The following is a 22,659-nucleotide window of genomic DNA, read 5'->3' as shown; positions in this document are numbered from 1 at the left end:
TATGCGGGCCTATCCGGCCTGGCAGAGATCGCTGTCGCCCGGCAAGGCGGTCAGTCGCGACACCTGGTTGAGCAGGGCGACCTGTGACCACGGCTTCCGGATAAAGCTGGCCGAGGCCGCATCCGCGCGGCCGGACACTGCCGCCCGGCCGACCTGGATCAGCGGGATTTCCGCCCAGCGCGGGTCGCTTCTCAGTGCCTGGACGAAGGTGCCGCCATTTTCGCCCGGCATGGTGTGGTCGGTTACGATGAGATCAGGCATGCGCCGGGCCACGGCGGCAAGGGCGGCCTGGCCGGAGGTGACATGGCGCACCTCATGGCCCTCGTTCTGGAGCATATCCCAAAGGTCGATGCCGAGCAGGGGATGGTCCACAACCACCAGAATGTCAGCCACTGCACGCCTCCAATGAAAACTCGGGCCGGATTCGAAATCTCCTCTCATAGCTAAGGCCGGGCCCGTCAGGGGAGGAAGTTATTTCCCGGTAACGGTCGTCAGCGCGAAAGTCATGGCAGCCTCTCTCTTGACACGGAACGGGAAACAGCTGGCGCGGTTATACGCGTGCCGGTGGTCCGGTTCGCTCTGATCATGACGAGGTGTCCATGGTTCATCAGCTGCAACGTCATGCGTCGCCGCGAGATCAGGCGTCCGCGGAGCACTCCTATGTGCGGGACCGCTCCCGTATCGATGTCGACCGCTTCTGGGACATGCGGTACTGGAGCAGCAAATTCGAGGTTCGCCCCGAGGAGCTGCGCAAGGCGGTCGAAGTCGTCGGCCCGTCACCATATGCCGTGGCGCAATATCTAGGCCGCGCCCGCTGATCCGGGGCGGCGCTGGGGGAGGGGAGATGGCCAGAATTCTGTTGGTGGACGACGATTCCGATATCCGGGAGGTGCTGCGCGATCACCTGGAAAGCGCGGGACATTCGGTCGTAGAGGCGCAGAACGGCAAGGTCGGCATGGTCGTCCTTGGCCAGAACCCCTGTGATCTTGTGATCACGGATGTCTACATGCCGGACGGTGACGGCATCGAATTCATCACCCGGCTTCATGAGCAAGCGGAAGACCTGCCGATCATCGCGATGTCAGGCGGCGGCTCGCACGACTTCGGCCTGCACATGCTCGCGGTAACCTCGGTGCTGGGAGCCCGGGCCATCCTCGCCAAGCCGTTCAACTGCGACCAGCTGCTTCAGACGGTCGACAGGGTGCTGCAGCATTGAGGGGATTCTGGCGGACGGGGTGAGATTCGAACTCACGGTACCGTTGCCGGTACGGCGGTTTTCAAGACCGCTGCCTTAAACCACTCGGCCACCCGTCCGCAGGGCCGGTCCGGCGAAAGCCCGGGCCGGCGCGTCGTGATACGGCTCCGGCCCGGGCAGGTCAAGCGCTCGGGCTAGTGCGGCCCCGGCAGCACCAGCAGGGTGCGCTGCTTGGGCAGGGTCGCGCGGGAGACCACCACTGTGGCGCTGTCGTTGAGCCTGATCTCGTGGCTGTCGCGCATCCGGGCGAGGAAGCGCTCCAGCGTTGCCTCGCTGAAGTAATGCATCGGGATCACCAGCGGCGCCTGCAACTGGGCGACCACCTCCTGCATCTCGACGATGTTCAGTGTGAAGCCGCCATCGACCGGGACGAAAAGCACGTCGATCCTGCCGATATCGGCAAGGTGACCGGGTGTCAGCTTGTGATGCAGGTGGCCAAGATGCGCGATGCAGAGGTCGGCGACATCGAAGATGAAGATCGAGTTGCCGTCATACTCGGTACCGCTGTCATAACTGCGAAGGTTGGTCGGCACATTCCGCACCTTCAGGTCGCGAAACTGAACGTTGTGGCGCGCCGGTTTGCCCTCATGGGTCCAGCCGCGCAGTACATGGGCGATGCCCGGTTCCGGATTGTTGGTGTAGTGCGTGCTATGCGCGTAATTCATGGTCACGACGTCGGGCCGCATCATCGGCCGGATGTAGTCGTTGTAGTCGGTGGCGGCGGTCGCGCCCTGCGGCGTCTCGATCAGAAAGGTGGCATGCCCGACGAAGGTGATGCGCGCACTGTTCGGCGGAGCGGCCGCCAGCCGGAGGCCTGCCGGCACGATGCGCGGCGTAAGCTGAGAGACGGCGCCGAGACAGGCCGCCCGTGATCCTGCCGGCGCCAGCAGCATGATTGCGGCAAGCAATGCGACAGTCAGGACGGCGCGGCGGTCCATGCTGGTACCTCACGTTCGGGGTGAGAACCACGGAACTGTCCGGCGATCTTATCGGCAGCGACCGCCCTTCGGAAGCGGCAATCTCAGGACCGGCAGCGCGGAATTTCGCGGGCCAGAAGATTCGCGTGCAGTTTGGCGTAGTATCTGAACCCTTCCCATTTCTCGGTCTTCAGACGCTCCACCACGTCGTAAGTCGCCTCGCAGACGCTCTCGTTGACCTGGATCGACTTCATCGAAGCGACAATCGCGTCGTTTTCCCACTGCACGCGGTTCGGGTTGCTTTTGTGAATGCGGTCCAGCGCCTGCCGGCGCGTGGCGACGGCAGCCTGCAGCCGATCGGCGTTCTCCTGGTCGAAGCGGTACCAGTCTTCCAGCGCGGCCTGTCCTTCGGGATATACGGCTGCGCAGCGGCGCAGGATTTCCCGCAGATGGATTCCGGTCCGCACTTCCGCTTCCGCTTCCGCCTCCTTCTGGTTGAAGCAGGCCTGGTTGCCGCGCGACGCCGGATTGGCCTGGGCGCAGGCGGATGGCGCAGGCATGCTCATGGCCGCCACGGCGACGGCACCGGCCAGGATGAAAAGGTGACGCGCCGGGAGTGTCATTCCGTCAACCCGGGCAAGGCCGGCAGCGGCCCGTCATCGGCAAGTGCCAGAACGGCATCGATGAAGCTGTCGGGCTTCTGCACGCCGCCGAATTCCAGCAGCATGCGGGCCTTAGCACGCATGGCGGCATCGTCCAGAGGGTTTTCCGGATCGCCGAAGGCATGGGTGCGTTCCGCCACGATGCTGGAACCGTCGCCCAGACGGGCGGTGACCCGGGCGCCCCAGGCGCGCGGATAGCTGCTGCGGTACGGTTCTTCCGCGGCGATGACCACGCGGCTCGCCGCTTCCGAGAGGCGGGCGCGGGCCGGCGCATCGAAGCTGGCGAAATCCACCTTGCCGTCGTGGATGGCGGCGGCAGCGGTATGCTGCAGCGAGAATTTCGCCTCGTATTCGCTTTGCGGCGCGATGCGGTCGCAGACATCGAGAGCGGCCTGATAGGTCTGTACCTCGATGCGCTCCACACTGCGGTTGCCGACCTGGGCGGCGATCTTAAGGCCTGCGTCGATCGTCGGATGCGTGTGACGGCAGGAAGGCCAGGGCTTGATCGATGTCTGGACGAGTTGCCAGGGCGCGTCAGGCTCGCCGAGCAGCCGCTCGGGCACGGGATCTGCGCATGTGGCGCGGAAGAAGCCTTTCTCGCCTTCGAGGATCTTCGGCGGTCCGGAGAAGCCGCGCGCGGCCAGATCGGCAGCGAGCAGACCGGCCTCCGCGGCACGTCCGGCATGCAGATGCTTGCTCATGGCGCCGGTTTCGAGGAATTGCCACAGGCCCGAGGATTGCGTGCCGGCGTTGCCCAGCGCGTGGGTCATCGCCGCGTGATCGAGGCCGAGCAGATCGCCGGCGGCATAGGCCGAGCCGAAGGGGCCGCAGGTCGCGGTATTGTGCCAGATCCGGTAATGCGCCGGCCCGACCGCCATGCCGACACGGCAACAGGCCTCGAAGCCGCGCAGGATTGCGGCAAGGAAGGCCCTGCCGCCGATGTTGCGGCGGCGCGCCAGGGCATAGGCAGCGGGTACTACGACGCAGCCCGGATGCACGACGGACGCGCGATGCAGGTCGTCCACCTCGAGAATATGCGTCAGGCCGCCGAGCAGCAGCGCCTCGCGGCCGGTGGTCAGCGGTTCGGCCGCGGCCCAGTCCAGCAGGATGCCGCCCGGCGTCGTATTGCGGCCGGCCAGTGCATTGGCCAGGGCATCGAGGGTGAAGAGGGCCGCAGTGCGATAGTCGGTTTCGCCGATGGGTTTGGCAGCGATCAGGGCAGCGAGGCGGCCGGTCAGGGAGAGCTCAAGCGGGGCGTTCATGATCGGCCTTTCTAGTGCAGCCAATATTCCCGAGGGTTAACGAATATTTACCATTCTGCGAGGCAAAGTCACCCCGATCCGAATCAACTCGGCTGGGGCATGTCCGTCTATATCGGAAAAATACTATGGTGGCTGGTCAGCCCGGCCAACCTGCCATTGGCGTTGCTGTTTGGCGGCGTGGCGCTGGCCTGCTGGCGGCGGACGCGCCTGCTCGGCATCCGGCTTGCCGCCGCGATGACCGTGTTTTTCCTGCTCATCGGCATTCTTCCGGTAGCGAACTGGGTGCTGCGGCCGCTGGAAGAGCATGTGCCGCAGCAGCCCCTGCCGTCACAAGTCGATGGCATCGTCGTGCTGGGCGGCAGCGAGCAGGTTGTCATCGCGGAGTCGCGCAACCGCCCGGAACTGAGCAATGCCGCCGACCGGCTGATCGCTTTCGTCGCTCTGGCGCGGAAATACCCGCAGGCGCGCCTGATCTATACTGGCGGCGGGATTCACTGGGGCGAGACCACGCTGAACGAAGCCGATATTGCAGCGCGCGTTTTCGAGGACCTGGGGCTCGATCCGGGCCGGGTGACGTTCGACAGCCGCTCGCGCAGTACGGCGGAAAATGCCGCTTTCGGCAAAGCTCTTGCCGATCCCCAGCCGGGCGAGACCTGGATCATGATCACGTCGGCGGCGCATATGCCGCGGGCGCTGAATGCCTTCAATGCGGTCTCCTGGCCGGTGCTGCCCTATCCGGTGGACTACCGGACCGCGACGCCCCGCGGCTTCGGTCTCAGATTCCGTCCCCTCGGCAACCTGCTGACGCTGGAAGGGGCCGTTCACGAATGGGTCGGCCTGGTGGCGTACTGGGCGCTCGGCCATACGACATCGATTCTGCCGCCGCTGCCTGCGACCACAGATGCGGCAAATGTCACAGCGGAAGCATGGCCGCTCCGACGGCACTGAGGTAACACCCGCGATGCAATGGACGATTGGTGATTCCCGGAGGATGGTGATGCGGCGAATGCGGCTCGGAATGGTGGCGCTCGCCTTCGGTCTGATTGCAGCCTGTGGCGCCAGCCATTCACCGGCTCCCCCGGAGGAGTCTGGCGCTGGTTCAGGCGGGGAGCAGCAGCAGATCGCGCCCGCGGGCGCGACGGCCCAGACGGCGCCCGGCACCGAGACGGAGGAGGCTGCCTTCGACCGCGCCGGATTCGACGCGTTCCTGGCGGAAGTACGCAGCGAGGCCCTGCAGAAGGGTATTAAACCCGACGTCGTCGAGACGGCGCTGACCGGGGTCGAACCGGTGATGCGCATCATTCAGCGTGATCGCAATCAGGCGGAATTCAAGCTGGCATTTTCGACCTATCGGGATCGCGTTATCACACCGGCGAATGTCCAGCGCGGCCAGAAACTGCGTGACGAGCATCGGGAGATCCTGCAGCAGGTGGCGCAGCGCTACGGCGTGCAGCCGCGGTTCATCCTGGCGATCTGGGGCATTGAGACGCGTTATGGTGCCGTCCGAGCCGACGTGCCGCTGTTCCATTCCCTCGCGACGCTGGCCTATGACCGCCGCCGTTCCGCCTATTTCCGCAACGAGCTGTTCTCGGCACTCACCATGCTGGATCGCGGCTACATCGATTACGCGACGATGAAGGGGTCGTGGGCCGGCGCCATGGGGCAGCCGCAGTTCATGCCGAGCAGCTATCTGGCCTATGCCGAAGATTTCGACGGCGATGGCAAGCGCGACATCTGGCGCAATACCGGCGATGTCTTCGCCTCGATCGCCAATTACCTCGCCAAGCATGGCTGGACGACCGCCCAGACCTGGGGACGGGAAGTGAAGGTGCCGGCGGCACTGCAGACCCGCATGGGCGAACTGGCGCGGGAAGGGCGTTCGGGCTGTCGCGCCATCGACCAGATGACGAAGGATCTGCCGATTGCCGAATGGAACAGGCTCGGGTTGCGGCGTGCCGATGGCGGCGAGCTGCCCAAGGCCCAGATCAGCGGCGCCGTCGTGCAGCCAGATGGCCCCAAGGGAGCGAGCTTCCTCGTCTACGGCAACTACCGTTCGATTCTCCGCTACAACTGCGCCCACCACTACGCCCTGACCGTCAGTTTACTTGCCGACCGGCTGGGCGATGGTTAAGATCACGCAATATATAGCTATGCTGCCAGAATCCGACGCCAAACCTTGGGGAAAGCGGGGGGTACGGGGGATTAACCTGTCCGCCTGGTCCAGTCGCGCCCGCATCACAGCCGCGGCCATCCTTTCGCTCGGCATGCTGGCCGGCTGCGCCGAAACCGCGCTGGTCAACCACGCCAGCAAGTCGATCGGCCGATCCACCGATCCGGTCCAGCTCGGCGCCGGTTCACGCGGCGGCATCTACAAGGTCGGGAACCCGTATCAGATCAACGGCGTCTGGTACTACCCGAAGGAAGATCCGAATTACGACGAGACCGGCATCGGGTCGTGGTACGGCGAGCAGTTCCACGGCAAGCGCACGGCCAACGGCGAAATCTTCGACATGAACGAAGTGACCGCCGCACATCCGACCCTGCCGATGCCGTCGCTGGTGCGCGTCACCAATCTGGAAAACGGACGCTCCATCGTCGTGCGGATGAACGATCGCGGTCCCTACGCGAACAACCGCATCATCGACCTGTCGCGCCGGTCCGCGCAGCTGCTCGGATATGAGCGCCAGGGCACCGCGCGGGTCCGTGTGCAGTATCTTGGCCCGGCGCCGCTGGAGGGCGGCGGGGAGACCATGCTGGCGTCGCGCAGTACCGGTGCGGAAGAGCAGCCGACGGCAGCGCCGCGCGGGACGGTTTCGGCCGAGGCCCTGCCGCCGCCGCCCGGTGCAAAGGGAAGCAGCGGGGAAGTCGCCCGCCCCGCGCAGGGACAGCCTTCGCCGATGCAGATCTTAGCTGCGCAGAACCCGCCGGCAGCGGACAGTGCCACGCCGGGAGCCCTGCCGGTCGCCAACCTGTCGCAGCAGACGGTTGAAATGGGGCCGGCGCGGGGCGGGCAGATCTACGTGCAGGTCGGCGCCTTCTCGCTGCACGAGAATGCACACCGGCTGGCGGCGCGGCTGTCGCTGATCGGTCCGGTCGGTGTCACGTCGACCTTCGTGAACAACCAGGAATTCTTCCGCGTGCGCCTGGGGCCGTATGACCAGGTGGCGGGCGCCGATCAGGCGCTGCAGCAGGTGATCAACAGTGGACAAACAAATGCGCGTATCATTGTCGACTAAGTTCGTTGCCGCCGGTTTCGCGGCTGTTCTGGCATTCGTTTCACTGGTGCAACCCGCTCTGGCGCAGCTGGGGCAGGTGGAAACGCCGGCCCGCCAGATGATCATGGTCGACTATGACACCGGCGCGGTGCTGTTCGAGAAGAACGCCGACGAGCTGATGCCGCCCTCGTCGATGTCCAAGCTGATGACGGCTTTCATGGTGTTCGAGGAGCTTGCCGCGGGCCGGCTGCGGCTTGAGGACACCTTGCCCGTCAGCGAGAAGGCCTGGCGCATCCAGGGTTCCAAGATGTTCGTGCCGATCGGCGAGCGGGTCAAAGTCGAAGACCTGCTGCGCGGCGTCATCGTCCAGTCGGGCAACGACGCCTGCATCGTGCTCGCGGAAGGCATCGCTGGCAGCGAGGAGCGCTTTGCCGAAATGATGACCGAGCGGGCACGCGAACTGGGGATGTCCAGGAGCGTCTTCAAGAATGCCTCGGGCTGGCCTGACCCTGAGCATGTGATGACGGCACGCGAGCTGGCCGTGCTGGCCAGGCTGATCATCGAGCGCTTTCCGCAATACTACCATTATTACTCCGAGAAGGAGTTCACCTACGGCATCGATGGTGCGACCAAGAAGCCGATCACCCAGGGCAACCGCAACCCGCTTCTGTACAAGGGCGGCGGCGCAGACGGTCTGAAGACCGGCCATACCGAAGCGGCCGGCTATGGCCTCACGGCTTCCGCCAAGCGCGGCGATCGCCGCCTGATCCTGGTGGTGAACGGCCTGAAAAGCATGGCCGAGCGGTCGCGCGAAGCAGAGCGGCTGATGGAGCTCGGCTTCAGCCAGTTCGAGAATTACAAAGTCTTTTCGGCCGGTGCCGTTGTCGATGAGGCCGATGTCTGGCTCGGCACGCTGGCCCGCATGCCGCTGGTCATCGAACGCAACCTCACCGTCACCATGCCGCGGCAGACCCGCGGCAACGTGAAGGTGGTCGTGTCCTACGACAACCCGATCCCGGCGCCGATCGTGAAGGGGACCCCGGTGGCGACCCTGCGCGTTGAAGGCAGGGATGGGCCGATTACGGAAGTGCCGCTGGTTGCCGGCGCCGATGCCGGGCAGCTCGGCTTTACCGGCCGGATCAGCGCCGCCATCAGCTATCTGCTGTGGGGCTCGGGACAGAAGTGAGCGCCGTACGCGGCCGCTTCATCAGTCTCGAAGGCGGTGAGGGCGCCGGCAAATCGACTCAGGTAAAGCGTCTGGCGGCGCGGCTGGCGGAGCACGGCATCGAGACGGTGCTGACCCGCGAGCCCGGCGGCACGCCGGGCGCCGAGGCGATCCGGAACCTGCTGGTCAGCGGCGATACCGGCCGCTGGGACGGCATGACGGAAACCCTGCTGCATTTCGCGGCCCGCCGCGAACATGTCGAAAAATTGGTGCGGCCCGCGCTTACCCGCGGCACCTGGGTGATCACCGACCGCTTTGCCGATTCCACCATGGCCTATCAGGGTTATGCCAGTGGTGCCGGGCGCGAGACGGTGGAAAAGCTGTATGCGCTGGTGCTCGGCGATTTCCGGCCCGATCTGACGCTCATCCTCGATCTGCCGGTCGAAGTCGGCCTTGCCCGCGCACGCAGCCGCATGCAGGGGCAGGCGGCGGCGGAGGACCGCTACGAGCGTATGGGCGAAGCCTTTCACCGGGCCCTGCGCGATGCCTTCCACGACATTGCCGCCCGCGAGCCGCAGCGCTGCCGCCTCATCGACGCCAGCGGGGACATCGACAAAGTGGCTGATGCCCTGTGGCAGGCCGTGGCCGCCGAGTTTAAGCTTTAGCCGATGAGTGGCTTCGATCCGCAACAGGCCGCCTCCTGGGGGCCGCGGCACAATCCCGTTCTGATGGGTCACGAGGCAGCGGAACAGGCCCTGCTGCAGGCCTGGTCGAGCGGGCGCCTGCCCCATGCCTGGCTGATCACCGGGCCGAAGGGCGTGGGCAAAGCCACGCTGGCATTCCGGTTCGCCCGCTTCCTGCTCGCGCATGGTCCCGCCGGCGAGATGGATGCAGGGCCCAGTCTGTTCGGCGATGCGCCGGTCCTGCCCAAAAGTCTCGAGATCGGCGAAGACCATCCGGTCTTCGCCCGTGTGGCCAGCGCCGGCCATGCCGACCTGATTACGGTGGAGCGCAGCTGGGACGAGAAGGGCGATCGCTTTCGCGGCGACATCGTCGTGCAGGATGTGCGCGCCGTGATCGACCGCTTCGGCAAGACGGCTGCGGAAGGCGGCTACCGCGTCTGCATTGTCGACGCTGCCGATGACATGAATACCAATGCGGCCAATGCGCTGCTGAAAATTCTGGAGGAGCCGCCTGCCAATGCGGTGCTGCTGCTGGTCAGCCATGCGCCCGGCGGTCTGCTGCCGACGATCCGCTCGCGCTGCCGGCGCCTGGCGCTGAAGCCGCTTGGCAACGATGCCATGGAGCAGACGATCGCGCGCCTGCTGCCCGATCTGGACGCGGCGGAGCAGCGGGGGCTGGCTGTGCTGGCGGAAGGCTCGCCCGGTCGGGCGGTGATGCTCGCGGGCCAGGGCGGCCTGAAGCTGCTGAATGGCCTGCTGGAGATGGTTGGCCAGCTGCCGAAACCCGATCATGCCAAGCTGCATGCCTTCGGTGATGCCCTGGCGCGGGACCGCAGCGGTGCCGGTTTCCAACTCATGGGTGAATTGTTCCGCTGGTGGCTGGCCCGGCTGATCCGGGCTTCCGCCGCAGGGCAGATCGGCGGTTCCGGCTGGACGGAGATTTTTCCGGGGGAAACCGCCCTGTCGCGGAGGCTCGCCCAATGGCAGGCCCCGGACCGCTGGGCGGAAGACTGGGAACAGATCGGTCGCTTGCTCGACCGGGGGGAATCGGTCAATCTCGACCGCAAGCAGATGCTGCTCAATCTGTTCGCAACGCTCGGACGAGCTGCGGCGCGGTAAGGATTGCGCCCCATCCGGGCCGGTCGGCGAGGGGGATCAGATGGCCGGATCGACCGGCAATACGACACTGGGCAAGATGAAGGGGCCTCCGGCGGCACCCGACAGCCTTGAGAAGATCGAGCTGCTTGCCGAACTGACGCCGGCTGCCCGGCTTGAGGTCGAGCGCGCCTGCCAGTGGCGGCGGTTTGCCGCCGGCGAACAGATCCTCGATCGCAACAGCGACAGCCGCGACGTCTACTTCGTCGTCGAGGGCAGTGTCGAAGTGATCAATTTCTCCGGCAACGGCCGCGAGATCTCCTACGCCATCGTGCCGGCAGGCGGTTACTTCGGCGAGATTGCAGCGATCGACGGCGAGCGCCGCTCGGCCAGCGTGATGGCGCAGACGGCCTGTCGGCTGGCCGCGCTGCCGCCGAAGGCCTTTGAGAGCCTGCTGGCGCGCGAGCCCGGCGTCAGTCTGAAGGTGATGCGCAGGCTCACCGCCATTATCCGCGCCAACAATGAGCGCATCATGGATCTGGCAACGCTGGGTGCGATCCAGCGTGTCTATCGCGAATTGCTGAAGCTGGCGCGACCTGATCCCCTTAACCCGTCCGGCTGGCTGATCTACCCGATGCCTAAACAGCATGAGATCGCCCGTCGCGCCGCGACGACGCGCGAGACGGTCGCGCGTGTGCTCGCCAATCTGCTGCATGGCGGGCAGTTGGTCCGCCGCGACAAGACGTATTACCTGACCGATCGCGGCGCTCTGGAGCAGGCGATCGCGCGTCTGGATCTGCGACATACTCCTGTCCTGGGATGACAAGTGAGTGGCCGGGCGCGGCCTCTGCGCTTTGGCGTTGCCTCCCCAACTGACATATAAGATAGTACCCTGCACGGTGCGCGACAGACGCGCCGGCGTGAGGAAACGCAACCCTGCAGGAGGACATCCATGCGTGGATTGAAGGCGTTATTCACCGGGCTCGGTACCCTGGCAATTCTGGCGGCAGCAACATCGGCAAATGCGGCATGGCCCGAACGGCCGGTACAGGTGATTGTGCCCTGGGCAGCCGGCGGCGGCACCGACGCGACAGGCCGCATCATCGCCAAGATGCTGCAGGACGAATTCAAGCAGCCCTTCAATGTCGTTAACCGTACAGGCGGCGGCGGCGTGGTCGGCCATGCGGCGATCGCGCAGGCGCCCGCCGATGGCTACACCATCGGTGTGATCACCATCGAGATCGGGACCTTCAGGTGGCTCGGCCAGTCCGACCTGTCCGGAGCACGCGACTATACGCCGATCGCGCTCTACAATTTCGATCCCGGCGCCTTCTACGTTGCGGCGGACTCGCCATTCAAGGACGCGAAAGACGTCGTACAGGCGCTGAAGACCAACCCGCGCGTCTACAAGCTGGCTTCCGGTTCCGCCATCGGCGGCGCCTGGCACATGGCATTCGGCACCATGCTTCTGAAGGCCGGCGTCGACCCGGGCCAGTTCAACTGGATCGCGTCGCAGGGCGCAGCGCCTGCGTTGCAGGAACTGGTCGCGGGCGGCACCGATATCGTGCCCTGTTCGCTGCCCGAAGCGAAGTCGCTGCTGGATGCGGGCAAGATCAGGGCCATGGCCGTGCTCAACCCGGAACGGCTGCCGGCCTATCCCAATGTGCCGACGGCAAAGGAAGCTGTCGGTGTCGACGTTCTGGCCGGTGCCTGGCGTGGCATCGGCGGTCCCAAGGGAATGCCGCAGGAAGCCACCACGAAGCTGATCGCAGCGATGGAGAAAATCCACAAGAGCGATGAGTTCCGCAAGTTCATGACCGATCGCGGCTTCGGCCTGATGTGGAAGCCCGGCTCCGAATTCGGCAAGTTCATGGAAGAATCCGAAGCCGAAAGCGGCAAGGTGCTCAAGGCCATCGGTCTGGCGAAGTCTTCCTGAGGTATTCTGCCCCGTGCGCTCATGCGCGCGGGGCAGGAATTTTCCCATGCGCGTGAATGACGCCCTGTTCGGCATTGCGCTGCTGGCGCTTGCCATCTTCGTCTGGCTCCATGCCGCCGGATTTCCCAAGGTGGCCGGTACCGCCTATGGCCCGGCCTTCTTTCCGCAGGTCCTTGCTCTCGGCCTGGCTGCTTCCGCGGCTCTGCTGATCTGGCGCGGCATGAAACAGGCTACCGGCGGCCGGTTTCTGCAGCTCGAAACCTGGGCGCGCGAGCCCGGGCGCTGGTTCGGCCTGCTGCTGATGCTGTCATGTCTCGTCGTCTATGCGCTGCTGGACGAGATACTGGGCTTCCATATCACGGGCTTCGCCATCACGACCGTCTTCATGATCTATCTCGGCGTCCGGCCATGGCTGGCGCTTGTCTGCAGCCTGGGCACGGTCATCGTGATCTGGCTGCTGTTCGCACGCCTGCTGCTGGTGCCGCTGCCGGGCGGCGTGCTCACACCCTATCTGTGGTAGCTCCATGGACGCCGTGCTTCCAGCGCTGAGCCTGATCCTGCAGCCCGACGTGCTTTGGGTCATTGCGCTGTCGTCGCTGTTCGGCCTCTTCGTCGGCGCCATGCCGGGCCTTTCGGCAACCATGGCGACGGCGCTTCTGGTGCCGGTGACATTCTTCATGGAGCCGGTGCCGGCGATCGCCGCGATCGTCAGCTGCACCGCCATGGCCATCTTCGCGGGTGACATTCCGGGCGCTCTTCTGCGTATTCCCGGCACGCCGGCCTCGGCCGCCTATGCCGACGAGGCCTATCAGATGACCCGCAAGGGGCAGGGCGAGCTTGCGCTGGGCGCTGGGCTTGTCTTCAGCGTGCTCGGTGGGTTGTTCGGCGTTACGGTGCTGATCCTCGGCGCCCCCGTTCTGGCTGCTTTCGCCCTGAACTTCTCGTCCTTCGAATATTTCTGGATGGCCCTGCTGGGCCTGACCTGCGCGGTGTTCATCTCGCCGAATGCGCCGGTGAAGGGCGTGGTGGCGCTGCTGCTCGGCCTGCTGCTGTCCTGCATCGGTATTGGTGCCAGCGGCGGCCATCCGCGCTTCACCTTCGGCAGTATGGAGCTGACCGGCGGCGTGCCGCTGATCCCGGCACTGATAGGCATGTTTGCCCTTCCCGAGATCATCCGATTCGTCCTGTCGGAGCGGGCGGTTCTTACGATCGCGCAGAAGAAGATCGGCAACATCTTCCGGCAGCAGGCGGAACTGATCCGTCGCTACTGGCGCGGCCTGCTGCGCGGCAGCATCCTCGGCACGGTGATCGGCGCCATGCCCGGCGCCGGCGCCGACATTGCGGCCTGGGTAAGCTACGCGACCTCGAAGAAATTCTCCCGCGAGCCGGAGAAATACGGCACTGGCCATGTCGAGGGCCTGGTGGAATCCGGCGCGGCCAACAATTCGGCGCTTGGCGGCGCCTGGATTCCCGCCCTGGTCTTCGGCATCCCCGGCGATTCCATCACCGCGATTGCCATCGGCGTAATGTTCATGAAAGGACTCACGCCGGGGCCGATGATCTTCCTCAACAACCCGGAGATGCTCTACGGCGTCTTCATCGCCTTCATACTGGCCAACCTGCTGATGCTGCCCTTCGGCTGGGCCGCGATCAAATGCGCCGGTCAGCTGCTGTCGGTGCCGCGACCGATCCTGATGCCGGTGATCCTGCTCTTCTGCATCGTCGGCGCCTTTGCCAGCAATAACACTGTTTTCGGCGTGGTGACCATGCTGGTGCTGGGTGTCGCGGCTTACCTGATGGAGGAGAACAGATTTCCGATCGCGCCCGTCATTCTCGGCCTGGTGCTCGGGCCCATGGTGGAAGAGAACTTCATCAATTCGATGCAGAAGACGCTGGGCGATCCGATCGGCTTCGTCAGTCGCCCGATTGCCGGCACGCTTGCCGCTCTCACGATCCTGATCTGGTTTTCGCCGCTGCTGCTGCGCCTGTGGCGCCGGGCTAGAATGCAGCCGCAAATGCGCTGACGGCGGCGTTGTAGGCGTCGGGCATTTCCAGATGGGGGCTATGTCCGGCCTGCTCCAGGCAGAGGCGCCGGGCGTTCGGAATGACCGTTTCCATCCAATGATGCACGGCAGGGTCATAGAGCTGGCTGTCGCCGCCATGCAACAGCAGGACGGGCAGCGTCAACTGCGGCAGCAGCCAGCGGAAGTCCTGCTCCGCCATGGAGGCCCATAAGGCCGCCATCGCCGCGCCGTCATTGGCCAGCATTTCCGCCTCCGCCCATCGGTAGAGGGGATCCTGGCTGGAGCGGCTGCGGGCAAACAGCTTCGGCAGGCTGTTCCGGACATAGGAGGCCCAGTCGCCCCGCATCGCCTGCAGAGCCATGGCGCTGTGCTCGGCCAGGAAGTCGTTGCGAATACCGAGATGCCAGCTCTCGTCATTGATGATGCGGGCCGTCATGTCCTCGATCACGAGGCCGGACAGCGCCGCCTGCCCGTAGCGCGCAATATAGTCGAAGGCGACCATGGCGCCCATGGACCAGCCGATGACGACCGCGCCCGACAGGCTGCGTTCGGAGATCAGCCGGTGCAGGCTGTCCGCGAGATGCGGGATGCCAAGCCTGGGCAATGACGCGATGCTGTTGCGATGACCCGGCAGATCGGGGCAGAGAAGATGGAAGCGCTCGCCCAGCGTTTCCATCTGCGGTCCGAAATAGCCGCCATGACTGGCCCAGCCATGCAGCAGGATCAGCGGTCGCCCCTGGCCGCGCTCGGCGACGAAAAGCGGAAAGGCCTCAGGCGCCGACATCGCGCACCAGTACCAGAGCCCGGCCGCTGCAGATTACCTTTCCTTCGGCGTCGGTGCAGTTGGTCGCAAGGTCGACGAGATGTTTCTCCGGCCGCATGCGGGTGATTTCGACTGTTGCGGTCAGTGGCTCGCCGATCCGGGCCTGTTCGTGGAAGCGCATTTCCTGCTTCAGGTAATTGGTGCCAAAGCCGGGCAGTTCGACGCCGAGCAGATAGGAGAACAGGGCGCCGATCAGGGGTTCCGGCACTGAGCCGGTGCTGTCCTCCGCTGCGGCGAGGCCGTGGAAGGCGGCGATGTCGTCCTGGGAAAAGCTTCGGGTAACGCTGGCGCGGCTGCCGACTTGCATGAAAAAACCTATGAAAGGGTGATGGTTGTCCGGCCGTCGAGTACGACGGCGCCATCGGCCATACGGCTGGCCCGCGTCGACAGCGTGCGCTCGTTGCCGCTCGCTGCGGTTTCGGCAATCTCGAAACGCAGGGGCTCGTCGGCATAGGCGGGATTGGGGAACATCAGGTCCTGGCTGAGCTGTTTCGCTCCGGGATACTGCTTCTGCACGAGGCCCCAGAGAATTGTGTAGAGCAGCATGCCGTGGCTGACCGTGCGTCCGAACCGGGTGCGCGACGAGAATTCCGCATCGACGTGGATGGGGTTGTTGTCACCGCTGATCCGGGCGAACAGGTCGAATTCCGACTGGCTCAGCGGGCGCTCCAGGCTGAGGGTAGTCATGCTGTCTCCTGTCGCTGGCGAAGCACATGCTTCTGGATCTTGCCGGCCGCCGTGCGCGGAAAGTCCTCGATGATTTCGAACCGCCTCGGCACCTTGTAGGCGGCGAGGTTCTCGCGGCAGAAGGTGCGCAGCGCCTCGACATCGATGGTCTCGCCGGGGCGGGGAAGGATATAGGCGCAGCCGGTCTCGCCCCATTTCTCGTCCGGCATGCCGACGACGGCGCATTCCAGTACGCCGGGGAAGCGGTAGATGACGATCTCGACCTCGGCCGGATAGACGTTCTCGCCGCCCGAGATGTACATGTCCTTGATGCGATCGACGATGTAGTAGTAACCGTCGGCATCGCGGCGCGCGACATCGCCGGTTTTCAGCCAGCCATCGTCGGTAAAGGCCGCTCTGGTCGCAGCCTCGTTGTTCCAGTAGCCGGGCGTAACGCCGGGGCCGCGAATCTGCAGTTCGCCGGCCTCGTCGGCCGTCGCAATCACCTGTCCATGGTCGTCGACGAGGCGGACCTCGGCGAGAATCTGCGGCTTGCCGACCGAGCCGATTTTCGTAGCGGCATGGGCAGTGTCCATCAGGAAGACGGTCGGGCCGGTTTCCGTCATGCCCATGCCGTTGCAGACCCTGATGCCGCGCTGGCCGAAGAGTTCGATCAGGCTGGCCGGCAGCGGCGCGCCGCCGCAGCCCCATGAGCGCACGCGGGAGAGATCCGCCGTCGCGAAGTCCGGGAGCAGGCTGAGCGCCTGGTAGATCGCCGGCACGCCAAAGAAGGCGCTGCACTGGCCGGACTGAAGCGCCGCCATGACGACGTCGGGTTCGAATTTCTTCATCACCGTCACGCTGCCACCATGGATCAGCACCGGCAGGGTATGCAGGTTGATGCCGGCGGTGTGGAAGAGCGGCAGGAAATTCAGCGTGGTGTCGACCGAGGTAAGGTCGATGGCCTGGCCGATATTGACGGCGTTGGCATAGGCCATGCCCGGTGTCTGGATGACGGCCTTGGGCTTTCCGGTCGTGCCGGAGGTGTAGAGCATGTACCAGGGCTGATCGGGCGATCGGACGGTGTCGAAACGCCCCGGTGCCGTATCCGCAACAGCCTTCTCGTAATCGGCCAGCGGAAGCAGGGGCAGGTTCAGCGCCGAGCCCAGTCCCGCGGCTGCGGCCGCGTTCTCGGCGTCATGGATCAACAGTTTCGGCGTGGCATCCCGGGCGACCGGGATCAGTTCCGGGACCGGCTGGCGCCAGTTCAGCGGCGTCAGGATCGCGCCGATCCTGCCGCAGGCGAACAGGATTTCGAAGAAGGCGACGCAGTTCAGCGTCAGGATGGCGACTCTGTCGCCGGGGCCGGTTCCATTCTTCCGCAGCCAGGCTGCGAAGCGCGATGCACGATCATCGAGCTGGGCATAAGTCAGGCGGTTTCCGGTCTCGGCCTCGATGAAGGCCACCTTATCCGGCGTAAGTTCGGCGCGTCGCGCCGCGATATCGAAGACCATTCGCATGGTTATGCCGATTTCCGCAGGAACTGTGCCATCCCGGCCTCCGCTTCGGCGCCGTCGATCAGGGTGAGGAACATCTGCTTTTCCGCATCCAGCGCGGCCACGACCGCCGCACGCCGCTCGGGCGGACAGAGCAGCCGCTTGGTATGCGCCGTGGCGGCGGGCCGGTTGCCGGTCAGAGCCGTAAGCCAGGAATCGATGGTCGCATCCAGCGATTCCGGTTCGACGAGGCTGGTCGCCAGTCCCAGCTGCACCGCCTCGGCTGCCATGATGCGCCGGTTGAGCAGCTGGATTTCCCGCGCTTTCGCCGCCCCGATCCGGTCCGGGAGCAGGGCGGTCCAGCCGCCATCGGGGCTGAATCCGACCTGCACGTAGTAGGGCTGGATGAAGGCCTGCGGTGCCATGGCAACGAGATCGCAGGCCAGCATCAGCCCCAGCGAGCCACCGGTAACGGGCCCCTGCACGCGGCCGATCACCGGAACCGGCAGGTCCAGCAGGGCGATAATCGCTTCATTCAGGCCGCCGACCAGCGTATCCGCATAGGCACGGCGCTTCTCGCGCGGCGTGGCGTGGAAGCCCTCGACGTCGCCGCCAGTCGAGAAGCTGCGCCCGGCCGCCTGCAGAATGAGCGCCCGCAGGCCTTCGCGGGATGCGACTTTTCGCAGGTTGTCGAGCAGCGACGCGATCAGCTCCGGAACGAGACTGTTGTGCCGTTCCGGCCGGTTGAGTGTCAGCCGTGCCACCGCGCCGTCGAAATCGAGCAGGGTGAGGGCGGTGCTCATTTGCGGCGTGCCGGTCTGGCGGCGGGCGCGAGACCGTTTGCGATCATGGCGGCGGCGGCATCCACGATCGGCTCCAGCGGCGCTTTCGGATCCCACAGTCCGTAGCGCTGACCGAGGAAGACCGAGATTCCCATCAGCATCCAGGCGCGCACTTCCGTGGCGACGCTGCTGCTGCCCGGGGCGATTTCGCCGCGTTTTTCCGCTGCTGCAAGAGCGATGCGGTAGCCTTTGGCGAATTCGGTGTAGTACTGCCGGTAGACGGCCTCGTCGACGAACTGAGATTCCTCGACCACCTTGTAAAGATCGGGGTTCTTGCGCACGAAGCCGAGAAAGGCACGCAGGCCAAGCCGTTCGGCATCCAGGCGATCCTTTGCTTTGGCGGTCGCCTCGGTGAGGTGATGGCGCAGCATGCGGCCCATATGCAGGACCAGCTCGCGCATCACGTCTTCCTTGCTGCGGAAGTAGATGTAGAAGGTGCCCTGCGCCACGCCGGCTTCGGCGGTGATGGTGGCGACAGAGGCCTCGGCGAAGCCGCGCCGGCCGATTTCTCGCTGGGCGGCTTCCAGAATCTTGCGACGCGTGGTTTCGCCGCGGCCGGTCTTCGGCGGCGGCAGGGGACGTTTGCCGGGACTGACCTGGTCCATGGACGAAAGCTCTCTGTTTCCTCTCCCGGCGCTGCGGTTCTACTGAATCCCGCTTGACGGCCTGACAGGCCAAAGCTACGAATACCCGAGACATGAATCAAGTGTCATGTTCGGACTGGCCAGCGCGGGCGGCGGTCCGACACCGGCACCGGGGGCAACCCGGGCCGCAAGACGGGAGGACGAGGCATGCCGCAGACCAGCGCCTGTATTCGCACTTCCGTCGCCGTCCGCATCGCAAGGGAGAAAACGTTATGCATCGCATGATGAAAGCGGCCGGGCTGGCCGCGGCATTGCTGGCCGGGAGCGCCCTGTCGGCGCAGGCCGCCGACCTGAAGATCGCGCTTATCGCCGGCAAGACCGGTCCGCTGGAGGCCTATGCAAAGCAGACCGAGACCGGCTTCATGATGGGCCTGGAATACCTGACCAAGGGCACCATGACCTGGCAGGGCCGCAAGATCGAGGTCATCGTCAAGGACGACCAGCTCAAGCCCGACCTGGCCAAGTCGCTGCTCGAGCAGGCCTATGCCGATGACAATGTCGATATCGCCGTCGGCACCACCAGCTCGGGCGCCGCACTCGCCATGCTGCCGGTCGCTGAGGAGCACAAGAAGATCCTGCTGGTCGAGCCGGCGGTCGCCGATGCCATCACCGGCGAGAAGTGGAACAAGTATATCTTCCGCACCGCCCGCAACTCGATGCAGGACGCCTATGCCGGCGCTGCGGCTTTCCCGCGTACGGGTGAAATCCATGTCGCCACGCTGGCGCAGGACTACGCCTTCGGCCGCGATGGCGTGAAGGCGCTGAAGGATGCTCTCGCCCAGCTGCGGCCGAACGTCAAGGTCGTATTCGAGGAGTATGCGCCGACGCAGACCACCGACTTTACCGCCTCGGCCCAGCGCCTGTTCGACGCGCTGAAGGACAAGCCGGGCAAGAAGGTGATCTCGGTCATCTGGGCGGGCCCGCATCCGCTGCCCAAGATTGCCGACCTGAAGCCGGAGCGTTTCGGCATCGAGATCGCGCCGGGCGGCAACATCCTGCCGGTGATGAAGGGTTACCGGCCGTATCCGGGCATGGAAGGCGCAGTGTACTACTACTACGACTTCCCGAAGAACCCGATGAATGACTGGCTGGTGGCCGAGCATACCAAGCGCTTCCAGAGTCCGCCGGACTTCTTCACTGCCGGTGGTTTTGCCGCCGCGTCGGCCGTGCTGACCGCCGTCGAGAAGGCCGGCGGCACCAATACCGACAAGCTGATCGCTGCCATGGAAGGCATGAGCTTCGACACGCCCAAGGGCAAGATGCAGTTCCGCAAGGAGGATCATCAGGCCCTGCAGTCGATGTATCACTTCCGGGTCAAGAAGGACGGCAAGGATGAGAACGACCTGCTGGAGCTGATCCAGGTGATTTCGCCGCAGGACATGCCGCTGCCGATCCGAAACAAGCGCTGACAAGGACGGCCGGGGACGCAGCGTCCCCGGCCATTCCGGTTTCTGTGATGAGCTCGACACCCAGCCTGGAAACGCGTGACCTGACGATCCGCTTCGGCGGCCATGTTGCGGTCAACGCCGTCAGCTGTGCCTTCCGGCCCGGTACGCTGACCGCCATCGTCGGTCCGAACGGCGCCGGCAAGACCACCTATTTCAACCTGATCTCGGGTCAGCTCAAGGCGACGGCCGGGCAGGTCATTCTGCGCGGCGAGGATGTCACCGGACTGACGGCTTCGGCCCGCACCAAGCGCGGCATGGGCCGGGCGTTCCAGCTCACCAACCTGTTTCCCAACCTCACCGTCATGGAGAATGTCCGTCTGGCCGTGCAGAGCCGCGCGGGGGCTGGGCTGCAGCTGTTGCAGCTCTGGAGCCACCGCCGCGACCTGATCGAGAAGGCCGACAGCCTGCTGGACTCTGTGCGCCTGCTCGACAAGCGCAATGCCACGGCCGGGGCTTTGCCGCATGGCGACCAGCGCAAGCTGGAAGTGGCTTTGCTGCTGGCGCTGGAGCCGGATGTCTTCATGTTCGACGAACCCACTGCCGGCATGTCGGTGGACGAGGTTCCGACCGTCCTGCAGCTGATCCACGACATCAAGGCGCGCGGCGACAAGACCGTGCTGCTGGTCGAGCACAAGATGGACGTGGTGCGCAGCCTCGCCGACCGCATCATCGTGCTCCATAACGGCAGTCTGGTCGCGGATGGAGAACCGGCCGAGGTGATCTCCTCGCCGGTGGTGCAGGAAGCCTATCTCGGCATCGCGCCGGAGGCGGCGGCATGAGCGACGCGCTGCTGCGCCTGGAAGGCGTTCACACCCATATCGGCCAGTATCACATCCTGCACGGCGTCGATTTCACCGTGCCGCGGGGGCAGCTCACCATGCTGCTCGGCCGCAACGGGGCGGGGAAGACCACCACGCTGCGGACCATCATGGGGCTGTGGAAGGCCAGCCAGGGGCGCGTGATCTTCGACGGCCAGAACATTGCGGGCAGGCCGACGCCGGACATTGCGCAACTGGGCATTGCTTATGTGCCGGAGAATATGGGCATCTTCTCCGACCTCACGGTGCGGGAAAACATGATCCTGGCGGCCCGCGAGGGCGAGATCGACTCCCAGCGGCTGAAGTGGATTTTCGGCCTGTTCCCCGCGATGGAGAAATTCTGGACCCTGGAGGCGGGCTCGCTTTCAGGTGGTCAGAAGCAAATGCTGGCGATCTCGCGCGCCATTGTCGAGCCGCGCCAGCTGCTGCTGATCGATGAGCCGACCAAGGGTCTGGCGCCGGCCATCATCATGAACATGATCGCGGCCTTCCGCGAACTGAAATCGACCGGCGTGACCATCCTGCTGGTCGAGCAGAATTTCATGGCCGCCAAGCTGCTGGGCGACAATGTCGCCGTCATGGATGACGGCCGCGTCGTGCATCGTGGTGCCATGGCGGAACTGGCCGAGGACAAGGCCCTGCAGCAGAAACTGCTCGGCCTCAGCATGGATGCGCATCAATGACCGTCGCCGCAGCCGCTACCGAAAACCTCACCCTGCCGAAGGTGAAGACCGACTGGCTGCCGGCCATGCTGGTGCCGATCCTCGCGGTCGCCGCGCTGCCGCTGGTCGGCAGTTTCCCGACCTGGGTGACGCTGACCGTGGCGGCGCTCGCCATGGGCATGATGATCTTCCTGATGGCGTCGGGCCTCACGCTGGTCTTCGGCCTGATGGACGTTCTGAATTTCGGCCATGGCGTATTCATTTCCTTTGGCGCCTATCTCAGCCTCGTGGCCCTCGGGCCGCTCGCCGGCTGGGTGGAATCGGACAATGTCTGGCTGAACATTCTCGTCCTGCTGGCCTGTGCCGGGGTTGCCATGCTGATTACGGGCATCCTTGGCTGGGCCTTCGAGCGGATCGTCATCCGACCGGTCTACGGCCAGCATCTCAAGCAGATTTTGATCACCATGGGCGGCATGATCGTGGCCGAACAGATGATCCATGTAATCTGGGGCGCCAGCCCGATCCCGATCCGCCTGCCGGAAGGTCTGCGCGGCGCCTTTCTGTTCGGTGACGCCGCCGTCGAGCGCTATCGCGTCATCGCCGCTCTGGTCGGTATCGCAGTCTTTGCGGTCATGCATCTGATGCTGAACCGCACCAAGATCGGTCTGCTCATCCGCGCCGGGGTGGAGAATGCCGAGATGGTCGAATCGCTTGGCTATCGCATCCGGCGGCTGTTCGTCGGCGTCTTCATCGTCGGCTCGGCGCTTGCCGGTCTGGGCGGCGTGCTCTGGGCCTTCTACCGCCAGACCCTGACGGCGGGCATGGGGATGGAGGTCAACATCCTGATCTTCATCGTCATCATCATCGGCGGCCTGGGATCGATCGGCGGCTGCTTCGTCGGCAGCATCCTGGTGGCGCTGGTGGCCAATTACACCGGTTTTCTGGCGCCGAAGCTGGCGCTCGGCTCGAGCATTCTGCTGATGGTGCTGATCCTGCTCTGGCGGCCGCAGGGGCTTTACCCTGTGGCGAAGCGTTGAGGAGGCGGG

At 65.1% G+C, this 22,659-nt stretch carries 26 protein-coding genes and 1 tRNA gene; 16 read left to right on the top strand and 11 right to left on the bottom strand.

Features of this window, described 5'->3' with window-relative positions; translation table 11 throughout:
• Positions 1 to 9 precede the first annotated feature (9 nt).
• The gene (locus VKZ87_RS08285) at positions 10 to 393 is read right to left on the bottom strand and encodes a response regulator (RefSeq protein ID WP_324220780.1); all 384 of its coding nucleotides are present in this window, start codon (positions 391 to 393) and stop codon (positions 10 to 12) included.
• Between the two features lie 269 nt (positions 394 to 662).
• Here VKZ87_RS08285 and VKZ87_RS08280 point away from each other — a divergent pair, with 269 nt between their 5' ends.
• Both VKZ87_RS08280 and VKZ87_RS08275 read left to right on the top strand, forming a co-directional pair.
• Positions 663 to 818 carry a DUF3606 domain-containing protein gene (locus VKZ87_RS08280; protein ID WP_324220779.1) on the top strand — a complete coding sequence of 52 codons (156 nt, stop codon included), beginning with the start codon at positions 663 to 665 and terminating at the stop codon, positions 816 to 818.
• Between the two features lie 26 nt (positions 819 to 844).
• The gene (locus tag VKZ87_RS08275; protein ID WP_324220778.1) at positions 845 to 1,216 is read left to right on the top strand and encodes a response regulator; all 372 of its coding nucleotides are present in this window, start codon (positions 845 to 847) and stop codon (positions 1,214 to 1,216) included.
• A gap of 8 nt (positions 1,217 to 1,224) precedes the next feature.
• Here the strand turns inward: VKZ87_RS08275 and VKZ87_RS08270 are convergent.
• The 4 genes from VKZ87_RS08270 to VKZ87_RS08255 all read right to left on the bottom strand — a co-directional run bounded on the left by VKZ87_RS08270 (position 1,225) and on the right by VKZ87_RS08255 (position 4,096).
• Positions 1,225 to 1,314 (bottom strand) — tRNA-Ser (locus VKZ87_RS08270).
• 75 nt (positions 1,315 to 1,389) lie between these two features.
• Positions 1,390 to 2,193 carry an MBL fold metallo-hydrolase gene (locus tag VKZ87_RS08265; RefSeq protein WP_324220777.1) on the bottom strand — a complete coding sequence of 268 codons (804 nt, stop codon included), beginning with the start codon at positions 2,191 to 2,193 and terminating at the stop codon, positions 1,390 to 1,392.
• 83 nt (positions 2,194 to 2,276) lie between these two features.
• Positions 2,277 to 2,795 (bottom strand): hypothetical protein, encoded by a 519-nt coding sequence (locus VKZ87_RS08260; protein WP_324220776.1) that lies wholly within the window; start codon positions 2,793 to 2,795, stop codon positions 2,277 to 2,279.
• A complete protein-coding gene (locus VKZ87_RS08255) occupies positions 2,792 to 4,096 on the bottom strand; it encodes an MmgE/PrpD family protein (protein WP_324220775.1) in 1,305 nt (434 codons plus the stop codon). The genes VKZ87_RS08260 and VKZ87_RS08255 overlap by 4 nt, the downstream gene beginning before the upstream one ends.
• Before the next feature lie 99 nt (positions 4,097 to 4,195).
• Between VKZ87_RS08255 and VKZ87_RS08250 the strand changes: the two genes are divergently transcribed.
• From VKZ87_RS08250 to VKZ87_RS08205, 10 genes are all read left to right on the top strand, one after another.
• Positions 4,196 to 5,044 (top strand): YdcF family protein, encoded by an 849-nt coding sequence (locus tag VKZ87_RS08250; protein WP_324220774.1) that lies wholly within the window; start codon positions 4,196 to 4,198, stop codon positions 5,042 to 5,044.
• 58 nt (positions 5,045 to 5,102) lie between these two features.
• On the top strand, positions 5,103 to 6,227 hold the full coding sequence (locus VKZ87_RS08245; protein ID WP_324220773.1) for a lytic murein transglycosylase: 1,125 nt from the start codon (positions 5,103 to 5,105) through the stop codon (positions 6,225 to 6,227).
• Positions 6,202 to 7,332, top strand: coding sequence for a septal ring lytic transglycosylase RlpA family protein (locus VKZ87_RS08240; RefSeq protein ID WP_324220772.1), 1,131 nt, complete (start codon positions 6,202 to 6,204; stop codon positions 7,330 to 7,332). Before VKZ87_RS08245 ends, VKZ87_RS08240 begins: the two co-directional genes overlap by 26 nt.
• Positions 7,310 to 8,497 carry a D-alanyl-D-alanine carboxypeptidase family protein gene (locus VKZ87_RS08235; protein WP_324220771.1) on the top strand — a complete coding sequence of 396 codons (1,188 nt, stop codon included), beginning with the start codon at positions 7,310 to 7,312 and terminating at the stop codon, positions 8,495 to 8,497. Before VKZ87_RS08240 ends, VKZ87_RS08235 begins: the two co-directional genes overlap by 23 nt.
• Positions 8,494 to 9,141 carry a dTMP kinase gene (gene tmk / locus VKZ87_RS08230; RefSeq protein WP_324220770.1) on the top strand — a complete coding sequence of 216 codons (648 nt, stop codon included), beginning with the start codon at positions 8,494 to 8,496 and terminating at the stop codon, positions 9,139 to 9,141. Before VKZ87_RS08235 ends, tmk begins: the two co-directional genes overlap by 4 nt.
• A 3-nt stretch (positions 9,142 to 9,144) precedes the next feature.
• Positions 9,145 to 10,278: a DNA polymerase III subunit delta' gene (locus tag VKZ87_RS08225; RefSeq protein WP_324220769.1), complete on the top strand. Its 1,134-nt coding sequence runs from the start codon at positions 9,145 to 9,147 to the stop codon at positions 10,276 to 10,278.
• Positions 10,279 to 10,318: 40 nt separating this feature from the next.
• Entirely contained in the window at positions 10,319 to 11,077 is a 759-nt protein-coding gene (locus VKZ87_RS08220; protein ID WP_324220768.1) for a Crp/Fnr family transcriptional regulator, read from the top strand.
• 129 nt (positions 11,078 to 11,206) lie between these two features.
• A complete protein-coding gene (locus VKZ87_RS08215) occupies positions 11,207 to 12,190 on the top strand; it encodes a tripartite tricarboxylate transporter substrate binding protein (RefSeq protein WP_324220767.1) in 984 nt (327 codons plus the stop codon).
• Between the two features lie 46 nt (positions 12,191 to 12,236).
• Positions 12,237 to 12,710, top strand: coding sequence for a tripartite tricarboxylate transporter TctB family protein (locus tag VKZ87_RS08210; RefSeq protein WP_324220766.1), 474 nt, complete (start codon positions 12,237 to 12,239; stop codon positions 12,708 to 12,710).
• 4 nt (positions 12,711 to 12,714) lie between these two features.
• Entirely contained in the window at positions 12,715 to 14,214 is a 1,500-nt protein-coding gene (locus VKZ87_RS08205) for a tripartite tricarboxylate transporter permease (protein ID WP_324220765.1), read from the top strand.
• Here the strand turns inward: VKZ87_RS08205 and VKZ87_RS08200 are convergent.
• From VKZ87_RS08200 to VKZ87_RS08175, 6 genes are read right to left on the bottom strand one after another with little or no spacing between them, the layout of a single operon-like run.
• Positions 14,189 to 14,998, bottom strand: coding sequence for an alpha/beta fold hydrolase (locus VKZ87_RS08200; protein ID WP_324220764.1), 810 nt, complete (start codon positions 14,996 to 14,998; stop codon positions 14,189 to 14,191). The genes VKZ87_RS08205 and VKZ87_RS08200 overlap by 26 nt on opposite strands.
• Positions 14,985 to 15,344: a hypothetical protein gene (locus tag VKZ87_RS08195; RefSeq protein WP_324220763.1), complete on the bottom strand. Its 360-nt coding sequence runs from the start codon at positions 15,342 to 15,344 to the stop codon at positions 14,985 to 14,987. Before VKZ87_RS08195 ends, VKZ87_RS08200 begins: the two co-directional genes overlap by 14 nt.
• An 8-nt stretch (positions 15,345 to 15,352) precedes the next feature.
• Positions 15,353 to 15,724 (bottom strand): MaoC/PaaZ C-terminal domain-containing protein, encoded by a 372-nt coding sequence (locus VKZ87_RS08190; RefSeq protein ID WP_324220762.1) that lies wholly within the window; start codon positions 15,722 to 15,724, stop codon positions 15,353 to 15,355.
• Entirely contained in the window at positions 15,721 to 17,223 is a 1,503-nt protein-coding gene (locus tag VKZ87_RS08185) for a long-chain fatty acid--CoA ligase (RefSeq protein WP_324220761.1), read from the bottom strand. Before VKZ87_RS08185 ends, VKZ87_RS08190 begins: the two co-directional genes overlap by 4 nt.
• 2 nt (positions 17,224 to 17,225) lie before the next feature.
• Complete coding sequence (locus VKZ87_RS08180; RefSeq protein ID WP_324220760.1) at positions 17,226 to 18,002, bottom strand: enoyl-CoA hydratase/isomerase family protein; 777 nt, start codon at positions 18,000 to 18,002, stop codon at positions 17,226 to 17,228.
• Positions 17,999 to 18,646, bottom strand: coding sequence for a TetR/AcrR family transcriptional regulator (locus tag VKZ87_RS08175; RefSeq protein WP_324220759.1), 648 nt, complete (start codon positions 18,644 to 18,646; stop codon positions 17,999 to 18,001). The genes VKZ87_RS08180 and VKZ87_RS08175 overlap by 4 nt, the downstream gene beginning before the upstream one ends.
• A gap of 251 nt (positions 18,647 to 18,897) precedes the next feature.
• Between VKZ87_RS08175 and VKZ87_RS08170 the strand changes: the two genes are divergently transcribed.
• Genes VKZ87_RS08170 through VKZ87_RS08155 form a run of 4 tightly spaced genes read left to right on the top strand, consistent with a single transcriptional unit; the run spans position 18,898 to position 22,650 of the window.
• Complete coding sequence (locus tag VKZ87_RS08170; RefSeq protein WP_324220758.1) at positions 18,898 to 20,094, top strand: substrate-binding domain-containing protein; 1,197 nt, start codon at positions 18,898 to 18,900, stop codon at positions 20,092 to 20,094.
• 47 nt (positions 20,095 to 20,141) lie between these two features.
• On the top strand, positions 20,142 to 20,912 hold the full coding sequence (locus VKZ87_RS08165) for an ABC transporter ATP-binding protein (protein WP_324220757.1): 771 nt from the start codon (positions 20,142 to 20,144) through the stop codon (positions 20,910 to 20,912).
• Positions 20,909 to 21,634, top strand: coding sequence for an ABC transporter ATP-binding protein (locus tag VKZ87_RS08160; RefSeq protein WP_324220756.1), 726 nt, complete (start codon positions 20,909 to 20,911; stop codon positions 21,632 to 21,634). The genes VKZ87_RS08165 and VKZ87_RS08160 overlap by 4 nt, the downstream gene beginning before the upstream one ends.
• Positions 21,631 to 22,650, top strand: coding sequence for a branched-chain amino acid ABC transporter permease (locus tag VKZ87_RS08155; RefSeq protein ID WP_324220755.1), 1,020 nt, complete (start codon positions 21,631 to 21,633; stop codon positions 22,648 to 22,650). The genes VKZ87_RS08160 and VKZ87_RS08155 overlap by 4 nt, the downstream gene beginning before the upstream one ends.
• The last annotated feature ends 9 nt before the right edge of the window (positions 22,651 to 22,659 follow it).

Origin of the sequence: Ferrovibrio sp., assembly GCF_035304305.1 — a bacterium.
Lineage (GTDB): Bacteria > Pseudomonadota > Alphaproteobacteria > Ferrovibrionales > Ferrovibrionaceae > Ferrovibrio.
Note: the sequence above shows the minus strand (reverse complement) of the source record. Positions and strands in the feature narration are given on the sequence as shown.